This is a genomic window from Paenibacillus sp. FSL H7-0942, from assembly GCF_045040715.1.
GTDB lineage: Bacteria > Bacillota > Bacilli > Paenibacillales > Paenibacillaceae > Paenibacillus > Paenibacillus amylolyticus.
The window spans coordinates 3,248,992-3,271,435 of the sequence record NZ_CP150279.1 but is presented as its reverse complement, the minus strand read 5'-3'; the positions used below and the strand labels follow the sequence as shown (position 1 = coordinate 3,271,435).

General features: G+C 44.0%; 19 protein-coding genes. 9 read left to right on the top strand and 10 right to left on the bottom strand.

Annotated features, from left to right (window positions below):
* Positions 1 to 230: 230 nt before the first annotated feature.
* Positions 231 to 1,103 (top strand): AraC family transcriptional regulator, encoded by an 873-nt coding sequence (locus MHI48_RS14680; RefSeq protein ID WP_405144458.1) that lies wholly within the window; start codon positions 231 to 233, stop codon positions 1,101 to 1,103.
* A gap of 94 nt (positions 1,104 to 1,197) precedes the next feature.
* Here the strand turns inward: MHI48_RS14680 and MHI48_RS14675 are convergent, their stop codons facing one another.
* The 3 genes from MHI48_RS14675 to MHI48_RS14665 all read right to left on the bottom strand — a co-directional run bounded on the left by MHI48_RS14675 (position 1,198) and on the right by MHI48_RS14665 (position 6,733).
* Entirely contained in the window at positions 1,198 to 3,183 is a 1,986-nt protein-coding gene (locus MHI48_RS14675; RefSeq protein ID WP_405144456.1) for a methyl-accepting chemotaxis protein, read from the bottom strand.
* Positions 3,184 to 3,426: 243 nt separating this feature from the next.
* Positions 3,427 to 4,956 carry a response regulator gene (locus MHI48_RS14670; protein ID WP_405144454.1) on the bottom strand — a complete coding sequence of 510 codons (1,530 nt, stop codon included), beginning with the start codon at positions 4,954 to 4,956 and terminating at the stop codon, positions 3,427 to 3,429.
* Between the two features lie 13 nt (positions 4,957 to 4,969).
* A complete protein-coding gene (locus MHI48_RS14665) occupies positions 4,970 to 6,733 on the bottom strand; it encodes a sensor histidine kinase (RefSeq protein ID WP_405144452.1) in 1,764 nt (587 codons plus the stop codon).
* Between the two features lie 206 nt (positions 6,734 to 6,939).
* Between MHI48_RS14665 and MHI48_RS14660 the strand changes: the two genes are divergently transcribed.
* From MHI48_RS14660 to MHI48_RS14650, 3 genes are all read left to right on the top strand, one after another.
* Positions 6,940 to 8,253, top strand: a complete 1,314-nt coding sequence (locus MHI48_RS14660; RefSeq protein WP_405144450.1) for an ABC transporter substrate-binding protein — start codon at positions 6,940 to 6,942, stop codon at positions 8,251 to 8,253.
* 68 nt (positions 8,254 to 8,321) lie between these two features.
* Positions 8,322 to 9,194 carry a carbohydrate ABC transporter permease gene (locus MHI48_RS14655; RefSeq protein WP_405144448.1) on the top strand — a complete coding sequence of 291 codons (873 nt, stop codon included), beginning with the start codon at positions 8,322 to 8,324 and terminating at the stop codon, positions 9,192 to 9,194.
* Between the two features lies 1 nt (position 9,195).
* Positions 9,196 to 10,026: a carbohydrate ABC transporter permease gene (locus tag MHI48_RS14650; protein ID WP_017688542.1), complete on the top strand. Its 831-nt coding sequence runs from the start codon at positions 9,196 to 9,198 to the stop codon at positions 10,024 to 10,026.
* A 117-nt stretch (positions 10,027 to 10,143) separates the two neighbouring features.
* Here the strand turns inward: MHI48_RS14650 and MHI48_RS14645 are convergent, their stop codons facing one another.
* Both MHI48_RS14645 and helD read right to left on the bottom strand, forming a co-directional pair.
* The gene (locus tag MHI48_RS14645; RefSeq protein ID WP_036616036.1) at positions 10,144 to 10,848 is read right to left on the bottom strand and encodes an SDR family oxidoreductase; all 705 of its coding nucleotides are present in this window, start codon (positions 10,846 to 10,848) and stop codon (positions 10,144 to 10,146) included.
* A 221-nt stretch (positions 10,849 to 11,069) separates the two neighbouring features.
* On the bottom strand, positions 11,070 to 13,484 hold the full coding sequence (helD, locus tag MHI48_RS14640; protein ID WP_340020340.1) for an RNA polymerase recycling motor HelD: 2,415 nt from the start codon (positions 13,482 to 13,484) through the stop codon (positions 11,070 to 11,072).
* A gap of 362 nt (positions 13,485 to 13,846) precedes the next feature.
* Between helD and MHI48_RS14635 the strand changes: the two genes are divergently transcribed.
* From MHI48_RS14635 to MHI48_RS14625, 3 genes are all read left to right on the top strand, one after another.
* Entirely contained in the window at positions 13,847 to 14,164 is a 318-nt protein-coding gene (locus MHI48_RS14635; protein WP_017688544.1) for a helix-turn-helix domain-containing protein, read from the top strand.
* A gap of 146 nt (positions 14,165 to 14,310) precedes the next feature.
* Positions 14,311 to 15,189, top strand: a complete 879-nt coding sequence (locus MHI48_RS14630; protein ID WP_282321476.1) for an SDR family oxidoreductase — start codon at positions 14,311 to 14,313, stop codon at positions 15,187 to 15,189.
* A gap of 232 nt (positions 15,190 to 15,421) precedes the next feature.
* Complete coding sequence (locus MHI48_RS14625) at positions 15,422 to 16,402, top strand: aldo/keto reductase (protein WP_341007391.1); 981 nt, start codon at positions 15,422 to 15,424, stop codon at positions 16,400 to 16,402.
* Between the two features lie 75 nt (positions 16,403 to 16,477).
* On the opposite strand, the gene MHI48_RS14620 is transcribed toward MHI48_RS14625, so the two are convergent.
* From MHI48_RS14620 to MHI48_RS14610, 3 genes are all read right to left on the bottom strand, one after another.
* On the bottom strand, positions 16,478 to 16,849 hold the full coding sequence (locus MHI48_RS14620) for an iron chaperone (RefSeq protein ID WP_047842909.1): 372 nt from the start codon (positions 16,847 to 16,849) through the stop codon (positions 16,478 to 16,480).
* 128 nt (positions 16,850 to 16,977) lie between these two features.
* Positions 16,978 to 17,619: an HIT family protein gene (locus tag MHI48_RS14615; RefSeq protein WP_405144444.1), complete on the bottom strand. Its 642-nt coding sequence runs from the start codon at positions 17,617 to 17,619 to the stop codon at positions 16,978 to 16,980.
* 17 nt (positions 17,620 to 17,636) lie between these two features.
* Positions 17,637 to 18,677 carry an NAD(P)-dependent alcohol dehydrogenase gene (locus MHI48_RS14610; RefSeq protein WP_074095019.1) on the bottom strand — a complete coding sequence of 347 codons (1,041 nt, stop codon included), beginning with the start codon at positions 18,675 to 18,677 and terminating at the stop codon, positions 17,637 to 17,639.
* A 192-nt stretch (positions 18,678 to 18,869) separates the two neighbouring features.
* Between MHI48_RS14610 and MHI48_RS14605 the strand changes: the two genes are divergently transcribed.
* Entirely contained in the window at positions 18,870 to 19,283 is a 414-nt protein-coding gene (locus tag MHI48_RS14605) for a MerR family transcriptional regulator (RefSeq protein ID WP_405144442.1), read from the top strand.
* Between the two features lie 98 nt (positions 19,284 to 19,381).
* Here MHI48_RS14605 and MHI48_RS14600 read toward each other — a convergent pair whose 3' ends face one another.
* Positions 19,382 to 19,960 carry a TetR/AcrR family transcriptional regulator gene (locus tag MHI48_RS14600; protein WP_405144440.1) on the bottom strand — a complete coding sequence of 193 codons (579 nt, stop codon included), beginning with the start codon at positions 19,958 to 19,960 and terminating at the stop codon, positions 19,382 to 19,384.
* 289 nt (positions 19,961 to 20,249) lie between these two features.
* On the opposite strand from MHI48_RS14600, the gene MHI48_RS14595 reads away from it, so the two are divergent.
* Positions 20,250 to 21,173: an AraC family transcriptional regulator N-terminal domain-containing protein gene (locus tag MHI48_RS14595; RefSeq protein ID WP_405144438.1), complete on the top strand. Its 924-nt coding sequence runs from the start codon at positions 20,250 to 20,252 to the stop codon at positions 21,171 to 21,173.
* 139 nt (positions 21,174 to 21,312) lie between these two features.
* Here the strand turns inward: MHI48_RS14595 and MHI48_RS14590 are convergent, their stop codons facing one another.
* Positions 21,313 to 22,335, bottom strand: a complete 1,023-nt coding sequence (locus MHI48_RS14590) for an NADH:flavin oxidoreductase/NADH oxidase (RefSeq protein ID WP_405144436.1) — start codon at positions 22,333 to 22,335, stop codon at positions 21,313 to 21,315.
* Positions 22,336 to 22,444 lie beyond the last annotated feature (109 nt).

Here is a 22,444-nt window from a genome sequence, read left to right as displayed (position 1 = left end):
AATCCTTTCTATTGTTGCAAGCGCTTCAATTCTGTCTACGATCATTAATTCATGTATTTTCTGCTTTCCCATCCCTTCACTTTCGATATATAGTACATTTTGGATAGTGAAATTGTACTGTCAGATATACCATGGCGACAATCAAGGTTGTTGTGGTTTTATTGCAAAACATTATATATGTTGTCATTTCAACACAGACATACATTACAGATTCTGAAGGGAAGACATAGATGAATACACACCACGAATTCGGCCAACGGCATCCAAATCGAGATTGCACCATTATTTATGTAGGCAAACTGGCCGACAATCCCCATTGGAGTTTTCCGACGCATAAACATGACGATCTGCATGAGATTATCTACGTAACTGAAGGCAAAGGATTGTTCACCATTGACGGCACCAAACACTGGGCTCAAAAAGGGGACATGCTCATATATAACAAGGGTACTCTTCACGAGGAGAAATCCAATCCTGAATTCCCGTTATCCACCTTTTATTGCGGCTTTCGTTTTACAGAAGGCACCCAGACCCTTGAGGATTGGGTCATCCCTCCCTCTAACAATCCGATCATTCGAGCCAACCGATATTCCGATGAGCTCCATTCGTTAATGCAGACTCTCTTCAATGAATTTTCAATCCGGGAACATGGATACGAGTCGATCTCTGGGCATGTCCTGAAAGCAATACTTCTGATCATCGATCGGCAGTCCCGTCAACAGCTTCCTAGTGGGGAGATCGTTGAGAGCAATACCCTTGCTGAGAGCATTAAAGACTATTTGGATACCAACTATCGGCAAAACATTAAGCTCAAAGAATTGGCAGATCAATTTCATATCGATTTTTATTACTTAATTCATATGTATAAAAATCACTATGGCACTTCTCCTTATCATTACCTGATTCAACGAAGAATGGGTGAAGCCACCCGATTATTAGTCTCAACCAACAAAAAAATATGGGAAATTGCCAAACTGGTCGGTTACGATAACCCCAATTACTTTACGATTTTATTTACCAAAACGGTTGGTGAATCACCACGAAGTTTCCGAAAAAAGAATCAAAAGGATATGTTCGGGGATGAGGTGTCACATTCTTACTAATCTTACTAAATGCAAAAAGGCGCTCCATTAGGGGAGCGCCTGGTGCTTTACATATCTCTTTACATGTTTCTTTACACATTTATTTACTTCTACTTTAGAGCTTAAACCGGCGAACCAATTCTTGCATGTTCTCAGCTGTTTTGGATAGCTGTGCAGATGATGCCGATATCTCCTGCATTGCCGCCATTTGTTCTTGGGCTGCTGCTGAAGTTGTCTGAGCACTATCAGCCGATACTTTAGAGATATGACTCATCGCGGCAACTGTAGCCGACACTTCTTCCGTGCTGGCTGACAACTGTTCTGAGACAGCGGAAATATCCTGAATTTGATCCACGATATGTGTTGTATACTGTTCAATGTTCGATATGGTTACTGAAGCCTCTTGGCTGATCCGTATTCCTTCACCAACTTGATTACGAACTTTATCATTCATAAGAGACGTGGATTTGGCAATCAGATCAAGCATTTTACCAATAGTAGCGCCAATCTCGTCCGCACTTTGTTTGGATTGCATCGATAACGTGCGCACTTCACCAGCAACGACAGCAAAACCTTTTCCGTGTTCTCCTGCTCTTGATGCTTCAATAGAGGCATTCAGTGATAGAAGATTGGTTTGCCGAGAGATATCCGCAATCGCTTCATTCATTCGATTGGCTTCAGCGGATAGACTGGACAGCTCGTTAATCAATGCCGAGGTTTCTTCAACAGCTCCGAGAATATGTTCCATTTGTTCTCCGACCTGGTTTATCGTTTTCCCACCATTAGCAACAGCGCGCTCCGTCTCTTCAGCCGAATCCACAATCGCACTCGCAGATTCTGCAATTGTACTGATGCCTCTCGCCATCTCTTCTACGGCATTCGCGGTTTGTTCCGAATTCTCCGCCCCAACGATAGCTGATTCCGCAGTCTGTTGCATGGTTTCAGCCACATGTTGAACCGATTGGGTGGTTTGTTCTGTACTTTCCTGAATCATCTGGGAAGAGTGACTTAACAACGATGAAGTCTGGTGAAGTTCAGCAACCACCGATTGAAGGGAGATGGTCATTTGGTCAAAATCATTTGCCAATATACCAAATTCGTTTTCGGTTTTAAGATTAACCCGTTCGGACAGATTCCCTTCGCTTACGCTGCGGGTGGCCTTTCGCAGTTTTTGCATAGGTACGATAAAAGATCTCAGAATGAAGAAAATAATTACACCGGCAATCAATACAGATATAACAATGACCGTTAGACTCGATACCATAATGGGTTTCGCTGCGGCGATAAAATCTTCATGGCCCATCAAAGCAATGACATTCCAACCCGTCAAAGCATTAACACCGTTATATACCTCCAGATCATACGCCAGATCCGTTCTAACAAATTGGGAAAATGCCATCGGTTCATCGGAATTTGAAGCCGTATTTGGATGGACTGGAATTCCCTCGATGAGTGCTCCGCCGAGCTCTCCTCCTCCACCTTTTGCAATCGCACCGGACCAAGCTGCAATCGTTCGATTGGAGTCCACTACAATCAGACTTCCATTGCCTCCTACATCAACATATGATAACGCTTTTGCTAATGGCTCCAGATCAAGTTTAATACTTGCTACACCATGTTCATCTGAAAGAGCTTTTGAAATCTCTACATAAATCTTCCCGGATGCCGGATCATTCATAATACTCGAAAAATAGAGTGATCCATTGTTACTTTCACCATTGGCATACCATTCTGTGCTGCGTGGATCGTATGTTGCATCCTCTATTGCTGGAGAAGATATAACACTGCCTTGGTCGTTGCCTACGGTTATGGCAAGAATATCAGGGTATGTATCAGCTAACTGGTCGATTCCTACTTGTAGTGCTTCATTGTTCGCCTGACTGGGGTCGGAGCCATACATACTGTCTATATAACTCAATAATGCCGCTTTTTCCCCCACCAGATTGTTAATATGCTGTCCGGTCATCGTTAATATGGTATTGATGGGCTCTGTCATTTTTTGTTGTACTTGATCTTTGGCACTATGATACGAGAAATATCCGATAAGTGCAGTGGGGATAATAAGTACCGCAAGGAAAGCTGCAATGAGTCGAGTACTCATTAATCGTAAAACGGCTCCTCCTTTCTTACAAAATGACCTTTTTTCACTTTCCTTTTTCAAGTTCAATCTTCCTCTCTTTATTCATTTTTGGTAGAACTAATCGGCCAGTAAACGCAAAAAAACCCATATATATGCACACCCAAAGAAACTTTGAGCATGTATATACATAGGTATTGCCTGAATGAATTCAGTAACAAGCCGTATTTGTTTAGTATTATAACATAAATAAAAAGGGTTTGTTAACTATGATTGGGTCTTTATACCAGACATCTGTTGTTTATAATCCGTAGGACTTAGCCCCGTATACTCTTTGAACACCTTCGAGAAATAGTGCTGGTCGCTAAACGACAGTACATCGGAAACCTCCTTAAACTTCATGTCGGGTTGACTTTCCATCAGTCTGCAGGCCTCCTGAATGCGAAGCCGGGTGTAATACTGGACAAACGTAATTTGTGTTGCATTTTTGATCACTCTGCTGACATACGACGGGCTAACGTGAAACTTCATGGCAATGTCGTTGATAGATAATTGAGAGTATTTATTTAGTTTTACGTAATCGTCAATCTGTTCAAACAGGATCGCCTTGCTTTTTCGAACGTGGGATTGCAGCATATCGAAGCACTGTCCCGTCCATTCCGCCAGTTCCCGGCAAAAATCGGCATAGGACTGTGCCTGGGCGAATTGTCTTGACCGAAGCTCCAGACCCAACCTCATGCCCGACCCCTGTTCCTCGTACAGATGAGCAAACGTGTCTACAATCAATCCAATAAACCGATCCACCTCGGTCATATGTACATTTTCCTCTGCCCATCGATCCAGCAATTCGGATAACTTAAGAGCAAACCGTTCTTTCTGCCGAGCCTGTATCATCTGTACAAAAACAGATTCCTGCACCGGATCCAGACAGCCTGTCTCGGATCTGGCCATCGACACCGGATTCCCGGTATCCAACACTATTCCTTGTTTCAACCGTTGCTGCTCAGACAAAATGGATGACATGCGGTGATAGAGCTCCGGCAGATTACCAGACTCAGCGAATAGAAGTTGTCCTCCAATGATTGCATCGATGTCATGCGCAACCAAATGCCGTCGCATCGATTCAAGACATTCATGTACGGAAGAGTACACCTCAAGTGCACTCTTGTTGACAAAAGCGATAAATTGATATGAAGTTTGACTGGTGTAAACACGACAAGGATGGAATGCAAAAAAATCCTGCACTAAACCCTCAAGTTCCACCTGCACCCAACGTTCATGCCCTGCGGTAAAAGGCTGTTTGCTCATAATGATCATCATCTGGCTGAATAAAGGCGGAAACTCCTCCCCTTGTTTGGGCGTAGTCTCACATTGGGGATGAATGATTTCCTGCAAATCCAGCAGTTCCTTGGACATCTGTTGATCAAGTTGGTCAATTACCCGACCCATGACTTCTTCAAGCGCCTCTCGCTCGACGGGTTTTAACAAATAGTCAAACACTTGCAGGTTCAATGCTTTTCTTGTGTATTCAAAATCGCTATAACCGCTAATCAAGATGACCTTCAGATCCGGGTTGGCAATTTTGGCTTGCTCAATCAGAGACAGCCCATCCATTTTTGGCATTCGTATATCGGTCAACAGCAGATCAATCGGTTCCTGCTTTAACGCTGCCAAGGCTTCTTCTCCATTCGTTGCCGTAGCCGCTACACGAATCGGGAAGCTCAGCGTCTCCAAGAGCATTTTAATATTACGTAATATCGGTTTGCTATCCTCAACGATCATAACGTTATACATCATCTATGCCTCCTCGCTAGTAAAAATCTCTCGTCAGTGAGCCGATGATTTGAATCGTTGCTCCATGTTGCTCTTCCGCATGATTGTTAAATATATTAATAAAAAGCCGGTTGTTATACATTAGTTTGAGTCGATTGACACTATTGATAATCCCCATGTTACCAAGGGCTGTGGCACGATCGGTAGTCTGGTTCATTCCGGAACCCGATGCCTGAATATTGGCTAAAATCTCCTGGATCTTATCCGGTGGAAAGCCTTCTCCGTTATCTTTAATCTCCAAAGCCCATAATCCGTTATATTGCTTCACGGTAATCTGGATACGCCAAGGCGGCACGGTGTTGGCAAAGGCATGTTCAATGCAGTTTTCCACAAACGGCTGAATGACCAACCGTGGCAATCGGATTTCGTTCGCCAGCTCGTCTGCACGGATGTCCCACTCCAGATCCTCTTCGTACTTTTGTTGTACAAGGGAAAGATAATGTCTCGTATGTTGAAGCTCCTCAGCCAAAGTCACATGCGCGTATGGTGAAGAGACAATATAACGCAGACTGTCCGAAAGATGTTTGCACATATCCGATACAACTTTGGTCTTCCCCTCTTGGGCGGCAATACTGATCAGGTATAAGACATTATGAATAAAATGAGGTGCAATCTGGGCTTGCAGCGCCGAATTACGCGCCTTTACTTCTTCATGAAGCGCCGATTTTTCCCGGTCAATCGATTGCTGCAGCCTCTCCATCAGATCCTGAAAGGCTTCATTTAGTAATAAGAGATCGTTATTCTTCGGCGTTTCATCCACCTTCAGATTCATATTGCTGTAGTTCATGCGCCAGATCTGACCGCGTAGCTTGCGGATAGGCAGTAGCAGGTTACGTGTCGACAGGAAGATATACACAAATGAAACCAGCATCAGTGCTGTAATCAGCAGAATGGACATCGTCTGAACCGAATGGATCGAGCCTAGAACAGATTTTTTGGGCGTTATGATATACGTGATCCAGCCTGTACTGGGTGAAGTGGAATGCGTGATATAATTGTCGTTTTTGTCCACATCCAGTCCCTCGTCTGATGAAGGCTTTGTCCAATTGGCAAATGTCACACCCTCTTCCGAGCCCGTCATCTGCTCCCCTTGTTCATTCAGAATATAGACATCGCCAGCGGTAATGCCCTCCGTTAGGTTCTGTATATAGGCCTGTTCCATCTGGATGCTAAGATAACCGTACACCTTGCCGTTCTGATTATTGATCGTGCGCACAAAGGAGATCATATCGTCTTGACGCAGCAGAACAAAACCACTTTCCGTCCAATCTCGTCCGACCTGACTACTCTCCATCATGGTGTTCAGGATTGCGGGAGGATTGCCCGAACCCAGATATGATGTCAGGAGAACCCCGTGATTGTCGTAGATAGACATGTCCTTGATATTCATGCTCGGCCCGATGGCCTGAAACATAATGTCTTTGATGATCCGAATCTGTTTCAGCCTTTCATAATTACTATGCGCTGAGGAGCTCTTGTCCATGGCTTCAAATATATTTTTGCTGGATAATATTCGCTGCGACATCTGGTTCTGTTGTTCTACGTAGAGATCAACTTGCTCTCTTACCTTCGTAGCTGTAACGAGCGTATCCTGCTCTGTTTTCAGTTTGAGCGGGCGGACAACGATCACATTCACATAAACGATAAAACAGCCCAACACGAACAAAAGCAGAGCCAGAAACGTCAAAAACACCTTTGTCTGCAAACTGAATTGAGTTGCTTTATGTATGAGCTTTGCCATTCTCAGAGATGCCCTCCTGTTCTGACATGATGTGAAATCCCTTATATTCATGTCTACTCTATCACGGTATTTCATGAAATGATAGCGATTTCAAGTTCAGGATTTTACACATCAACGTTCAAGCACAGACATGTACCGGGGCGAGAAAAGAATCTATAATCGGACTTGTAAACGGATTCACTAAACGTTTTAGAGGGGGATTTGCATTGAAAACAATAAAAAGAAAAAAGGCGTTTTCTATTATTCTGGCCAGTTTATTATCGGTCTCGTTAACCGCTTGTGGATCAGGAGGTACGGATTCCGGCACAGCTGCTGGCGGGGACAGCAAGAGTGGCAAAGTCACATTGGAGCTGGCAATCTCTAAAAGTTCTCAGGACTCTGCTTTCATCCAGCAGGACATTCTCGATGCATTCGAAAAACAAACAAACATTCGTGTCAATTTGCAACTGATTCCAGCGGAACAAACAACAACTGTACTGCAAACCAAACTGGCTGTAGATGAAACGCCTGATATTATTCAGTACAATCTGGCGAGCGCAGTCACGGACCTGAACCTTGAACGTAACTTCGAGATTCTGGATAACGAGCCTTGGGCGAGCAGAATTGTGAACAAAGACGTCCTCTCTTCTGGTGGCCATCTCTACAGCTTCCATGTCAGCCAAGATACGGGGATGCAAGGGGTCGTTTATAACAAACAAATCTTTGAAGAACTCGGGTTGTCGATTCCAACCAACTACGAAGAATTCCTGGCGATCTGTGAAAAAATCAAAGCAAGTGGCATTACACCTGTATTCATGCCTTACAAAGATGCCTGGGCTGCCAACATCTGGCCTGCTGCAGCTTTTGCCGATTTTGTAGCCAAAAATGAACCGACTTTTTTTGATGAGTTGAACAGCAACAAGAAAAAATGGTCTGATATCCCGGAATTCAAAACATTCCTGGAACAACAATATGAGATTTACACTAAAGGTTACACCAACACGGATGTGCTTAGCGACAGCTATGACATGGCCGTAGGTAAATTCCTGAACAAGGAAGTTGCCATGATGTTTATGGGCGATTGGTTAATTGAAGGCGTGGCCGAGCAAGATCCAAATATGGAACTGGGCGTATTCCCGATTCCATCGTCAGACAATGCCAGTCTGGGTGCAAGTCCACTCGGCGGACAACTGTTCATTCCGAAGAAATCCAAACATTTGGAAGAAGCTAAACAATTCTTGGACTACATCGCCTCCAAGGAAGTTGCACAACAGATCGTGGACTCCAAAGGGTACGTATCCAATTTCAGTGACGTCACCACACCAGAATTGCCGGCTTACAAGCAGGATATTGTAGACAACTATATTACGCCGAAGAAAACCGTGCTGACAACGGATGCATACATGCTGGTTGATCGCAGCGAACTGTATCGATTGTTACAGGATCAATTCGCGGGTGGATTGTCACCAGAAGAAGTACTGAAATCCTGGGATGAGAAGTTCAGTCAGTTGATGCAGGATAAAGGCGTAGAAGGTTTCTAAAAAGTGAAATATAAGGCAGCATAACAGGATCGATCGTTATGCTGCCTAGTTATAACGGAGTGTGAGACATGAAAAGGACTAAAAATCTGTACTCGTATTACATGATATTTCCCGCACTGATTATCTACTCCATCTTTTTTGTTGCGCCTGCTCTCGCCGCTTTCTATTATTCATTCACGGATTGGCGGCTGGATCGGCTGGAGCTGAAGTTCATCGGGTGGGATAATTTCAAGAAAATTTTCTCAGACAAAACGCTTATTCTGGCGCTGAAAAACACGGCAATATTTGCAATCGTCACCGTCGTTGGCAAAAATGTCATCGGTCTATTGCTGGCCGTAGGACTTAACATGCGACTAAGAACAAAGAACCTGCTACGCGCGATCTTCTACTCCCCTTCCATTCTCAGCATCCTTGTGATCAGCATTCTGTTCACTCCCATGTTGCGTACCGAAGGTACAATCAACAATTTGTTGGAATCTGTAGGATTACATTCGTTAAGCCAAGCTTGGCTGACCAACCCATCGATTGTGATCTGGACGATTGCCATCGTCTCGATCTGGCAGAGTGCCGGGTTCCAGATGGCCATTTATCTGGCGGGCCTGCAGTCCATTTCTCAAGAGTATTACGAAGCAGCCAAGATTGATGGCGCAAGTTCGTGGAGAAGTTTTTTCAAGATCACACTACCACTCTTGCTGCCCGCAATTAACATTAACTTGATGTTGACATTGATCGGTGGACTCAAAGTATTCTCCGAAGTATATGTCATGACCGGTGGTGGCCCGGGTAACGCTTCCCAGGTCGTAGGTACGATCATTCTGCGATCTTTCGGCGAAGGCAACTGGGGACTTGGTACCGCGGTCAACACACTTCTCTTCGTGGTCGTTACCATTATTGCTATACCGCTATTGATCTTCATGCGGCGTAAGGAGGTTACGGAATAACATGGGCTATACACGCAAACTCGCCATCCGCAACTATATCGTGGAAGGTTTCCTGATTCTGGCCTCTCTTATCGTTCTGTTGCCGCTTGTCATTCTGATCTTTGGTTCATTTAAAACCAGCGCCGAAGTGCTTAGCTTCTCCCTGAGTTTCCCGGAAACATGGCAGTTCTCGAACTATGTTCGTGTCTTCCAGGAAGGCGGCCTGTCGCGAGCGTTCTTCAACAGCATTTTGATTACTGGTGTATCTTCCATTATTAATATCGTTGCCTCTTCAGCAGCGGCATTCATTCTGGCACGTCGGGAAACCAAGCTATCCGGCACGATCTACATGTATTTCTTCATGGGACTGATTGCGCCAATGTCGATTATTACGACCATACGAGTTGTACAAGGATTGGGATTCTACGGCAGCATCACAAGTGTTATCCTGATCTACGCCGCGTTAAATACAGCCTTCAGTGTATTCTTGTATAGTGGATTCATCAAAACCATTCCACGAGCGCTGGACGAAGTGGCATTTCTGGAAGGAGCAAGTGTGTTCGGGGTGTTCTTCCGCATCGTCACACCGCTTATCCTGCCCGTTAACGCAACGGTAGCGATCATGGTGTTCATGTCCGTCTGGAATGACATTACAATTCCGGTATACTTCCTGACAGACAGTTCCACCTGGACGATGCCACTATCGATCTACAATTTCTACGGCAAATATAGCCGGGACTGGAACCTGATCTTCGCTAATCTCGTGCTTACTTCGCTGCCTGTATTCATCCTGTATCTATTTGGGCAAAAATATATTGTCAGCGGCCTTACTGCCGGTGCAGTTAAAGGTTAAACCTTATATTCTCACGGTTCTCAAGGCATAGAATTGGATTATTCATGACGTACTCAACCCCCACCAGATCTGGCGGGGGTTGTTTTATTTATAGCGAGAAAATGCATCTACGCCTCTTTATTTTTGAAACAATTGCGGGTAAAGGGCAGCAACACCACCAGCAAGACCCTGTTGTACATTCCGACTGGTATCATCAGCAATAATCTCGTAGAGATCCGCTTCGATGGAATCTATTGCAATTTTGGCAATATCCGTTGGGCTCGTTTTTGGTGCGTCGATACCTGCCGTCATATCCGTATCCATGAACGCCACGTGCAATCCGGCAACGCTAACGTTCTTAGGGGCTAATTCGAGACGTAATGCATTCGTAATTCCCCACTGAGCGGATTTTGCAGCTGAATATGCACCTGAGTTACCAAGGCTTAGCCAAGATAGAGCGGACAGGATATTCAGTATCGAACCGCCCCCATTCTTCTCTATTACCGGTGCAAACGCACGAATCATTGAAAGCGTACCGAATACATGTGTATTGAACTCCAAGTGAATATCGTTCAGCTCACCTGTGAGCAGAGAAGCACCCGTAGCGGAACCAGCATTATTAATTAGAAGGGTTACATCACTAGCTACCTCAGCTGCAGCCATGACAGATTGTGGATCCGTAATATCGAGTTGCAGTGGAATAGCCCCGGGCAGATCAATGGATTCAGGGTTTCGCGCGCCAGCATACACTTTGGTTCCCCTCGCCAGCAGTTCAAGAGCAAGTTCCTTACCCAACCCTCGATTAGCCCCACTTACAATAGCAACTTGTTTGGAAATATTCATTTATTATTACTCCCTCTCATTGAGAATGTATTCATTTTCGAGCTGTTATGGGAATGATCATTCTCATAACTCCCAATATCAATCTATCACATCGGGAACGATCAGTAAAGAATAACTTTTATAATCCATGTCTTTAATAAAAGAAGATGCCCGATAACCTTTGAAAAAAGGCTCCGAGCATCTTTCTTTGGTCCTTCATTGAGAACGGATTTACATATGGATTATGATTTTATGTCATACAGATTCGCAGGTAACGCCTGCACAAATGGTGACCAGTCACTCACTGTATATAGATGAAGTCGGTGCATGGCTCGTGTGCAGGCCGTATACAGAAGCTTGCGATCATATTCCTGGCTGTAAGCAACGGGTGAAGCATCATAGACCAGGACAGCATCGAACTCAACGCCTTTGGCGAGATACACAGGAATAACCATGATTCCTTTTTCGAAAATCTGTATGTCCTTTGTTATGAGCTGCAACCCTTCGCCGCCTTGACTTTGCAACCTTTCATAGGCGTCACGGCTTTCAGCCGCGGTCTTTGTAATCACAGCGAAGGAATCAAACCCCTCCGCCTTAAGCACGGCGATGTCTGCGAGAATCTGCGCACCACGCAGTTTTTCGTCCTTCAATCCTGTTAAAAGAGGCTTCTGATCTCCCCTTTCAAACGGTCTGATCTCTTCTCCCCCTGGTAACATCTGTCTCGTGAACTCAACAATCTCTTTGGTTGAACGATAACTGCGTACGAGCCGTATCAAAGTAGTTTCGCCTTCTCCGTAAAGGTGAACCAGTGGCGAGTTGGATGCTGCCAAATCCGTAGCCTGCATAAAGATCGCCTGCCCGAAATCCCCCAGCACCGTCATGCGGGCACGAGGAAACAGTTTCTTGAGATATTCGTATTGAAACGCCGAATAATCCTGGCCTTCATCGATAAAGACATAACGAATCTCTGTGTTCGTCCGGACGCCTTCGATCATCTCTTTTACATATAAATACGGAGTAGCATCCTCATGGAACAGCTCGTTCTGAAGGATCATGGCCTTGGTCTGTTTACAAATCTCAGGCCAGTGCTGTGGGGGGATTGCCCCATTTGTTTGTTGTCGATAAGCCGCTTCATCTACAAATAGTTGTTCGTATATACCTTTCACATCCACGAACTGGAATTTCCGCACACTCTTTCTTAAAGGTTTAAACATGTCTTTCACCAATTTCTGACGAAGCAACTCTTCTTCCCGCACTGCAAAGTTAAAGGCACCCTCATCTTGCACTTCCTTGTTATTTCCGTTCTCACGGGCTGCATATTTTTCCGCCACATCAAACACAGGCTTTTCTTTGTGCAACATGCGGAAAGCTTCCACATACTCATCCGTGTCCAGATAATTCAACTCCTCCAGAACCCAGTCTGCTTCCCGTTCCAGACGTTCCAGCGAAACAAGTTCTCTCAGCAGCCATTCCTGCAAAAGAAGTATACGGTTGGACAAGGTAAGATTCTGATCCAAACTGTAAAATTGGGTCTTGATTTGGTCTGAACTGATGAATTCACGTCCCCGAAATTGAATGCCGTTAAACCGCATCCCCTCTCTTCCTAACCACTTACCGTAGTTTTGGAGCACTTGCAGGAATGTCTCGGAAGCTTTGTACTTGATCGCCTCCATACGAGCTTCATATCCCGGATCATTCTGAGCTGTCAGCATATATTCAATCTGATCAAAGGCATCCTCTGGTCGTAAGGAGGAATCCAGCCAATAATTCAGATATTCCTGGAAAGTTGTCTGCTGCATGTTCTCTTCGCCAAGTTCCGGGAGTACGGTCGAGATATAACTGGTAAACATCGGATTCGGCGAGAAAAGCACAATCTGATCTGCTTTGACGGTCTGGCGGTGTTTGTATAGTAAGTAGGCCACTCGCTGTAATGCAGCGGACGTCTTACCACTGCCAGCTGCCCCCTGAACGATAAGCATTCGGCTTCGGTCATCACGGATAATGGCGTTTTGTTCTTTCTGGATTGTTGCTACAATGCTCTTCATTTGTGAGTCTGCACCCTTGGCGAGCACTTGCTGCAACAGTTCGTCACCAATCGTCTCAGTTGAATCAAACATGCTATGAAGCTGCCCATGTTGAATCTGGAATTGACGCTTGAGCTCCATCTTTCCGTCGATTCGTCCTGAAGGTGTGTCATAACTTGCTGGCCCGGGAGAGTGATCATAGTACAGACTCGCAATTGGCGTACGCCAGTCATAGATTAGAAAGTTCAATCCATCTTCATCCATGAAGGATGATACACCGATGTAGATCTGTTCAGTCAATGTCATGCCTTTTTCCTTATAGTCGAAACGGCCAAAATACGGCGTTGGAAGCAGTCTCTTTGTATTTTTCCATTGTTGTGTTAACAGCTTGTGCCCGCGCTCCCTCTCCGCCAACACTCTCGACTGCTGATTAATGGTATAGAATGCATCTTCAAAATCCGTGTACGAACCGGTATTAATCGTCACTTCTTCCCAGAACCGTTTACGAATTTCGGCAGCCTGTTCATGCAGTCCGGCAACCTTCGGTTCTAACTCGTCGAGTCGTGCCTGAAGCTTGTTCCTCACCTGCACTAGTCTTTCCTCTTCCAACTTCCATTCCACTGTTTTATCCATGAATGAGTCCACTCCCTTTTCCATTTATTAGGGCCAAAAAAAAGAGCATTGACAAATCGGAATGTCGGATGTAAAATTAAATTAGGATAAATAATGATTCACCCTTTACATTCAATATAAATGTCAATTGCGCTATAGATTATATCATGGCTTTTTTTCACGTTCAATGCTTTTTTTCGTTCTGTCTGAGTTGAACAATAATTTATATTATATAAGGTGTCCCTCGAGCTACACTAGGGGCATCTTTTTTTGTGTCCTGGGCATGGTTCATATGCGCTGTAAGCTATACACCCCTTTATAAATTCGATAAAATGAACGAAACATGAAACATGAGTTGATGCTTTTGGGAGGGATACATAAATATGAATATAGAACCTGTGGAGGACCGTTGTCCTGTTGAGTTTGCAGTCAATATGATTGGTGGGAAATGGAAGTTATTAATTATAAATCGTCTCATCCGCCATTCAACAATTCGATTCAATGAATTACAGAAAATGCTGGACCCCATTACGCATCGCACGTTAACCAGGCAATTACGAGAACTTGAAGAAGCTGGTTTGATAAACCGTGTTACCCACCCTGTAGTTCCGCCTAAAGTCGAATATTCCCTTACAGAAAAAGGACAAAGCCTGACTTCGATCTTGTTTCAGTTAGGTGATTGGGGATCGAAACATATGTAAAACGCCTTCCCATAGTATCCCAAGGGATACTTTATATCATTAATGTGCGTACTTACGCTCCTATTCTAAATCCGTTATGCTGAGGTCAATGCTGAGTGTTAACTCATTCATTCCAATCACATATTGAAAGGAAGTTATTGACCACTATGACACAGAATGATCGATTTTTAGTATATGGGGCATCGGGCTCCCAAGGCGGCGCTGTCGCTCAATTACTCGTTCAACAAGGTTGTGAGGTTCGCACGATTACTCGAAATGAGGCAACAGCCAAAACACTAAAGGAACAAAACATTGAAGCTTTCATCGGGGATCTATCAGATGTGGAACAGCTTCATACGGCGCATGAAGGTGTAAGTAAAGTCTTCCTGAACCTGCCGGTGGAGTTCAATTCGGATAAGATCAGACAATATACCAAAAATGCAATTGATGCTGCTATACAGGCAAACGTTAAATTGATTGTAGTTAACACGGGTACCTATGTTCCTGACCCTATCACCCATTCCAAAGGAATTGAATTGAAACGTGAAGTTATCCATGAATTGCAGCAAAGTGGTCTTCCATATATCATTGTGGAACCCATTGTATACTTGGAAAACTTCCTGATTCCCGGAATACTGAACAATGGCGTTTTGGCCTACCCGGTACCAGCAGACAGGCCGATCTCCTGGATTAGCTTAAACGATGCAGCTCAATTCCACTATTATGCCTTGACTCATTCGGAATTGGCAGGAAGCATTATCCCAGCACCCGGATTAGAAGCCCTGACAGGTGAACAATTAGCGGAACAATTCAGTGCTGTATTAGGTGAAAAGATCAGCTTCATGTCTCTACCTTTTGATCATTTTGAAGCAGCGATTCAGCCTTTGTTGGGAAGTGAGACAGCAGCAGGTCTTAAAGGATTGTACCAATGGATTGATGGGCATACAGATCTTCTTCCACGGTATGAAGAGTTAGATGATAATATCAAAGCCAATCTTAAATTAACCAAAATAAGCGATTGGATTCATCAAACAATGATTAAATAATATTTTATGAACAAGCCATTTGAATCTCCAACGGAGAAACGAGTGGCTTGTTTCTTTTTATATGAGAACTTTAATGGGCTCAACTGATTCAAATTCAGAGATTCTGATAGGATTAGGCAAAACTTTGATAGAAATGTGGTACAGGTTGTTCCCTTCGTTATGACATAATAATGTGTATATAGATCACCCTACAGGTGGCAATAATAAACATTAGAAAGGATTTGAACATGACATGGAATATACTAAACTTGGTAATACAGGCTTGGACGTATCTCGATTTTGCCTAGGATGTATGGGATTTGGGGATGCCAGTAAATGGGTTCATGAATGGGTACTGAATGAAGAAAATTCTCGCCCGGTGATAAAGAAAGCGCTGGATCTAGGCATTAATTTCTTCGATACAGCTAATGTATACTCTCTGGGTACAAGCGAGGAATACCTTGGTCGGGCATTAAAGGATTATGCCAATCGTGATGAGGTTGTCATTGCAACCAAAGTACACGGACAAATGCATAAAGGACCCAACGGTTCTGGTCTTTCCAGAAAAGCCATCCTGAGTGAGATTGATAAAAGCCTGAAACGATTGGAAACCGATTATGTGGATCTCTATATCATTCATCGTTGGGACTACAATACGCCTATTGAAGAAACCATGGAAGCCTTACATGATGTGGTGAAGTCCGGTAAAGTGAGATATATTGGCGCTTCGGCCATGTTTGCATGGCAGTTCCAAAAAGCATTACATGTAGCAGAGAAAAATGGTTGGACCAAGTTTGTCTCCATGCAAAACCACCTGAATCTCATCTACCGTGAAGAGGAACGAGAAATGTTGCCTTTATGCAAGGAAGAAAAGATTGGTGTGACTCCCTACAGTCCTCTTGCTTCTGGCAGGTTAACCCGTGACTGGTCCGTATCAACACTTCGATCCGAGACAGACAAAATTCAGAAATCCAAGTACAATGCGACAAGTGATGCAGATCGGCTTGTTGTTGAACGAGTTGCATCCATTGCAGAAAAATACGGTGTCCCTCGCACACACATTGCACTTGCCTGGTTGCTGCAAAAAGACACTGTAGCGGCACCAATTATCGGTGCCACCAAAATATCGCATCTGGAAGATGCGGTAGGTGCTCTTTCTGTTAAGTTGACCTCAGAAGACGTCTCATTCCTTGAAGAACCCTATGTACCTCACCCTGTAGTAGGTGCTCAATAATCGCTTTTGCTTAAAATACAGAAGACCTCCTCTTTCCGCATCCGGAAGTTGGGGGTCTTCTTTTTATATCGCGATTTATTTACGCCAGAATGTTGAACATTCTGCCTTATCCGCTATATTGAACTCAATCATTCTCTCAAGTAACGAAAAATCAATCTCCTGTTTCCACTTCATCCGCACCAACTCTTTGGTGTGATCATAACCCGCCTGTGTGATCTCTTCCGAAAAACGATTAATTCCTGCCTTCTCGGGAGCAACAGCCAAGTGTTGCTTGGATACACTAAAGCCAATAATAAAGGTCTCATGGTCGGTAAACATCGGTTGATTCCAGGCTATTTTTTGCTTTAAATTCGGGAATTTTTCAGTGACCCAGTTCAAAACTTCTTCCGTTCGTGCCTGGTGTTCCGGGTTATCGATGCGTGCTATAAATTCTGCAAAGGTCTCCATTAGTTTCCCCCTATAACAAGAAATCTACTACTTATATTGTCCAATTCAATCTTATTCTATCATGAATATCAAATTCAAAAACCCTTATCTGCCGATAACTCAACAAAAAATGAGCAGCCTGCTAGACTTTAAATGTTTTCTTTTATCCAAAATCGCAACTGATCAGCATAAAAAGCGCGTTCATCTGGATCGGACGGAGAACCATTTGTCAGATAAAGTTGATCATTCACGTATCTGGGGTAAACATGCAGATGATAATGCCACACGTCTTGATTGCCAGCTGGTTCATTATGTTGCCGTGTCGAAATCCCATCACATCCATATGTACTTTTCATTGCAAATGCTGTAAGCTGAGCCGCGCGGTGAATTTCAACAGCGTAATCCGCAGGGAGTTCAAAGATGTTCTCGAAATGTTGATTCGGAACAATAAGAACATGTCCTTTATTGTTTGGCCACCATTTGCCCGCTATAAATGCCGTTACCTTTTCATTCTGATAGATGATATCCCTTTGTTTTGTTCCCTGATCAGGTCGCTCGATACCCCAAATACGACAAAATGGACATTCGTAACCTTCAGGCTGATGTGAAAATGATACTGTCATCTTTCTCATTCCACTTCTTTCATGTTTACTCATAGTTATTAGACGCAGGTATCTTCTGTTCGTTGCGAAAAGAGCACGGGTTGTAGAATGATCAGCAATTAACAGGCTGAAAAGCAAAAAGCAGCTGACCTTGGCGGCAGCTGCTTTTTTTCTATCTTTAACTATCATTATTGCACACTTCACAATTACATGGTGCTGATATCAATAACAAAGCGATATTTCACGTCGGAAGCCAGTACACGTTTGTATGCTTCGTCAATCTGGTCAGCGGAGATGACCTCAATATTAGGCGCAATATCATGTTCTGCACAGAAATCAAGCATTTCCTGCGTCTCACGGATGCCACCAATCATGGAACCTGCGAATGAACGGCGATGGCCGATAAGAGAAAATACGTTTACGGCTAGTGGCTCAGCAGGAGCACCCACGTTCACGAGTGTGCCATCCAGTGTGAGCAGTGAGAAATAAGCGTTAATGTCAATATTCGCACTTACTGTGTTAATCATCAGATCAAATGTCCCTGCAAGTTTCTCGAATGTTTCCGGTTCGCTTGTGGCAAAGTAGTGATCTGCACCAAATTGCAGTCCATCTTCTTTTTTGCTCAAGGATTGGGAGAGAACCGTTACTTCCGCACCCATCGCATGTGCAATTTTGACAGCCATATGACCTAGACCACCCATACCTACAACGGCAACCTTCTTACCTGGGCCAGCTCCCCAGTGATGAAGTGGTGAATACGTCGTAATACCGGCACACAGCAAAGGTGCAGCAGCATCAAGTGCAATGTTATCAGGGATGCGAACGACGAAATTCTCTACGACAACAATATGAGTTGAATATCCACCTTGCGTAGGCTCACCGTATTTGTCTACTCCAGCGTAAGTTTGAATATTTCCTTTGAGACAGTATTGCTCTTCACCTTTGCGACAGTTAACACATTCACCACAAGAGTCCACCATACATCCGACCCCTACTCGGTCACCGACCTTATATTTGGAGACTCCAGTTCCTACATCGGTTACAATCCCGGCAATTTCGTGTCCAGGAACGAGTGGATAATTCACAGGGCCCCATTCACCGTGGGCAGTATGGATGTCAGAATGGCAGATACCAGCATATTTAATCTCAATTAATACATCATTGGTATCCAGATCACGTCGTTTGATTTCAGCACTTCTGAATTGTTGGTCTGGTCCGTCAACGGCTCTGGCTTTAGCTATAATCAATGGGATAACCTCCTAGTAATTTAAAGTTCAAAATAATCTTACCCCCTCTAGTTAACTCTAGGTCAAATGTTTATCTTATTTTTTTATCTCCAATGTACTTTGACATCCAGTAATCCAACATGTTAGAATTCACTCGGATCAATCCTAGAGCTAACTCGAAGTCTACCCCTAGTAGAAAGGAATTTTATGAAAATGACCTATTCAATCGGTGAAGTTGCCAAAAAATTAGACCTTACGGTATATACATTGCGTTACTACGACAAGGAAGGACTCATGCCTTTTGTTGAACGCACCACGAGTGGAACACGTTTGTTCAAAGACTCCGACATTGACTTTCTAAAGATCATCCAATGTCTGAAGCTGACCGGCATGCCTATTAAAGACATTAAGGACTTCATTGAATGGTGCTCTGAAGGGGACTCCTCGCTGAAGCAAAGATATGACATGTTTACGGAGCGAAAAGCTATTGTGGAAGCACAAATGGAGGAACTAAAAAGAACCATGGAAGTCATCGAGCACAAACGCTCCTACTACGAAACAGCTTTGGAGGCTGGGACCGAAGAGATTCACAAAATTAAACCGATGGAAAATGCCATCACCAATTAATGGTTCATACTTTCTATTTTCTAAAATTAGCGCACAAAAAAGTAGCTTGAAGTCCTCTAACGGATTTCAAGCTACTTTTTTGGGTATGTCTCTACTCATCATTTTTCCAAAAGTTTCATCGTTACATTGATAATACGGTTTAGTTTTTCTTTTTCCGTCGAGGTTCTTGCCATGGCTCTGATGCCGACAGAAATATTGTGCAGGTACTCTGCCATTTCCTTTGCATCATGATCAGAAGAGAATTCTCCCTCCCGCTGCCCCCATTGAATGATCTGCTCGAACATCCGCTCAGCTTCGTTAAACGATTCAAGAGATCGGTTGTCCACTTCCTGATCACGTGTGCCTAGCTCCACGGCGGAGTTCACGATCAAGCATCCCGATGGCGTATCCTCTACTGCACTGATCATAACATCGAAAATTTTATGCAGTGCTTCCACTGCCGTCTTGGATGCCTTGATTTCTGCGAGTAATGTGGCGCTGATCTTGCCACTATAACGATCCATAGCCTTCAAAAACAGCGTATGTTTATCGTCGAACGTATCATATATACTTCTGCGATGAATGCCCATATGCTCAACCAGATCACTCATCGACGTCTTCTCGTAACCTTGTTCCCAGAAGATCTTCATTGCTTTATCCAATACTTCATTCACTTCAAACTCTTTACTTCTAGCCATTCAACTTCCCTCCCAAAATCAATCTAACACATCGGGAACGATCAGTAAATAAAAGATGCAGATACCCTTTTCATTCTCATCTTATCATGTATTAGCTGAACCGTAAGTGTATATCTTCTGTACTTGTTGTATATCATGACCTGTGTACTTGTGATTATGTAACCAGCAATCAGCATGTCTTATCCATTCACATCAAATGTTTGCCTATTCCTATCCGTTTTCTACCGCCTTCGGTCAATATACGATAGAATGTGATTATTATGTTGTGAGGAAAAAAGGAGAACTTTGCATGTCTGATCAAATACATGAACAACAGAACGAATTAGCCACACTCATTGATCGTTATTCTGACAAGGATGGGGTACATCCTACGGCAATCCCTTCATTATTTCTAATCCGTGAATCGGTCGTTACTGAACCTATATTTAGAGTGAATGAACCATCCTTCTGCATTATCGTTCAGGGTGAGAAAGAGGTCCTGCTGGGACAGGATCGTTTCCGGTATGGTCCAGGAAGTTATATCGTGGCAACCGTTGACTTGCCGGTTAGTGGACAAGTGATTCAAGCCTCGTCTGAGGCTCCCTATCTGGCCCTGAAACTTGAATTCACATCCAGTGAGATTCTGGAGTTATTGAACCATTCCGATTTCCCAGCAAGACCGCGGAAAACAACGAGACGTGCGATGTTTGTCAGCCAAGCTGAGCCGTCTCTGCTGGATGCAGTCGTCAGGTTAGCCCGTTTGTTGGAAGATCATTCGGAAGATATCCCGCTGCTCGCTCCTTTGTTCAAAAAGGAAATTCTCTATAAAGTTCTGAAAGGCCCACATGGGACTGCTCTGGAACAAGCTACCATGGAGGGCAGCCATACCTATCGAATCAGAGACGTTATTGAATATATTATGAATCACTCTGAGCAAAATTTTCGGGTTGAGGAATTGGCGGATTTGGCCAATATGAGTACTGCCTCGCTGCACAGACACTTTAAAGAAGTGACTGCCATGAGTCCGATTCAGTTTCAGAAACAACTTAGGCTGCAAGAAGCGCGCCGCTTGTTATTATCCAAGTCCACCGATGCAGCAGATGTAGCATTTCAGGTAGGTTACGAGAGCCCTTCCCAATTCAGCCGTGAATATTCTCGCATGTTCGGATTTCCGCCCAGAGAAGATATTAAACGCTTGAGAGGCAGAGCCGATGAAACGACTACCATCTCTTGACTGGTTACTCGCTAGTACCGTTCCAATAGCTCGTCTAGTTCAACGACCAAAAGGACTCCTTCTGTTTTATCAGAGGAGTCCTTTCTTATTCATGTATTAATGAAGATCATTAAATCGCTAACATGAAGTCTCTAATACATTAAAAACCAGTCGTATATTGTTTTGGAACGTCCGTTGTCTTGCGCAAAGCAGTCGCAGCTTCCAAGGCCCAGTAAGGATTTCTTAACAGACCTCTGCCAACCGCAACGAGATCGGCTTCTTCATTGCCGATGACTGCATTCGCCAACGTAGGATCATCGAGTCTTCCAACAGCAATCACGGGTACATCAAGAGCCTCTTTGATTGCTTTAGCGAGAGGTACTTGATAAGCCGCGTGAGTTCCTGGTCTGCCCCATGCAGCAATAGGTCCCTCGCCACCAGATGAGATGTCAAATACATCAACGCCTGCCTCTTTATATGCTTTCGCAAACTCGGAACTTTCGTTAATGCCATAGCCACCTTCGACGTATTCTTTGGCTGAAATACGCATCATCAAGGGCATATCCTCGGGCATCTCTGCCTTTGCAGCCTGAATGATCTCCCGGCCGAATAACGTTAAATCTTGACCATATTCGTCTTCTCGCTTGTTTGTTAGTGGAGAATGGAACTGATGAATCAGATATCCATGTGCGCCATGAAGCTCAATCGAATCAAAACCAGCTTTCACAGCACGAGCTACAGCACTCCGGAATTTTTCAACCATTCCTTTTACTTCGTCCGTTGTAAGCGCTCGAGGTTGCTTGGAATTCTCATCAAAGGCGATCGCGGACGGAGCAACTGGAACCTCAGCATCTTCTGCTTTGCGGCCCGCATGAGCAATCTGAATACCAACCTTGGCACCATAACTGTGACACGCATCTACGATCCGCTTCAGAGCCGGGATCTGTTCATCTGACCATAACCCAAGATCATAATCTGAGATTCGGCCATCCGGCTCCACATCTGTCATTTCAATGATAATGAGACCTGTTCCTCCCACAGCACGACTAACGTAGTGCATATAATGCCAATCGGTTGCAATACCATCTTTTTGCTCAACTGAATATTGGCACATTGGAGCCATTACAACACGGTTTTTAAGCTCTAGGCTTTTAAAAGAATATGGACTAAACAAATCTGTCATCAAAATAAAACTCCCCTTTTCATGAATCATGTCTAATAAAAATGCATGCGCAGGCATCAAATAAATGCCTACAATTAATAACTCCGTATGATTTAGAACTCACATATAT

Coding starts and splice junctions, on each gene's coding strand:
- MHI48_RS14680 (WP_405144458.1), top strand. CDS start 231: ATGAATACACACCACGAATTCGGCCAACGGCATCCAAATCGAGATTGC.
- MHI48_RS14675 (WP_405144456.1), bottom strand. CDS start 3,183: ATGAGTACTCGACTCATTGCAGCTTTCCTTGCGGTACTTATTATCCCC.
- MHI48_RS14670 (WP_405144454.1), bottom strand. CDS start 4,956: ATGATGTATAACGTTATGATCGTTGAGGATAGCAAACCGATATTACGT.
- MHI48_RS14665 (WP_405144452.1), bottom strand. CDS start 6,733: ATGGCAAAGCTCATACATAAAGCAACTCAATTCAGTTTGCAGACAAAG.
- MHI48_RS14655 (WP_405144448.1), top strand. CDS start 8,322: ATGAAAAGGACTAAAAATCTGTACTCGTATTACATGATATTTCCCGCA.
- MHI48_RS14650 (WP_017688542.1), top strand. CDS start 9,196: ATGGGCTATACACGCAAACTCGCCATCCGCAACTATATCGTGGAAGGT.
- MHI48_RS14645 (WP_036616036.1), bottom strand. CDS start 10,848: ATGAATATTTCCAAACAAGTTGCTATTGTAAGTGGGGCTAATCGAGGG.
- helD (WP_340020340.1), bottom strand. CDS start 13,484: ATGGATAAAACAGTGGAATGGAAGTTGGAAGAGGAAAGACTAGTGCAG.
- MHI48_RS14635 (WP_017688544.1), top strand. CDS start 13,847: ATGAATATAGAACCTGTGGAGGACCGTTGTCCTGTTGAGTTTGCAGTC.
- MHI48_RS14630 (WP_282321476.1), top strand. CDS start 14,311: ATGACACAGAATGATCGATTTTTAGTATATGGGGCATCGGGCTCCCAA.
- MHI48_RS14625 (WP_341007391.1), top strand. CDS start 15,422: ATGGAATATACTAAACTTGGTAATACAGGCTTGGACGTATCTCGATTT.
- MHI48_RS14620 (WP_047842909.1), bottom strand. CDS start 16,849: ATGGAGACCTTTGCAGAATTTATAGCACGCATCGATAACCCGGAACAC.
- MHI48_RS14615 (WP_405144444.1), bottom strand. CDS start 17,619: ATGATAGTTAAAGATAGAAAAAAAGCAGCTGCCGCCAAGGTCAGCTGC.
- MHI48_RS14605 (WP_405144442.1), top strand. CDS start 18,870: ATGACCTATTCAATCGGTGAAGTTGCCAAAAAATTAGACCTTACGGTA.
- MHI48_RS14600 (WP_405144440.1), bottom strand. CDS start 19,960: ATGGCTAGAAGTAAAGAGTTTGAAGTGAATGAAGTATTGGATAAAGCA.
- MHI48_RS14595 (WP_405144438.1), top strand. CDS start 20,250: ATGTCTGATCAAATACATGAACAACAGAACGAATTAGCCACACTCATT.
- MHI48_RS14590 (WP_405144436.1), bottom strand. CDS start 22,335: ATGACAGATTTGTTTAGTCCATATTCTTTTAAAAGCCTAGAGCTTAAA.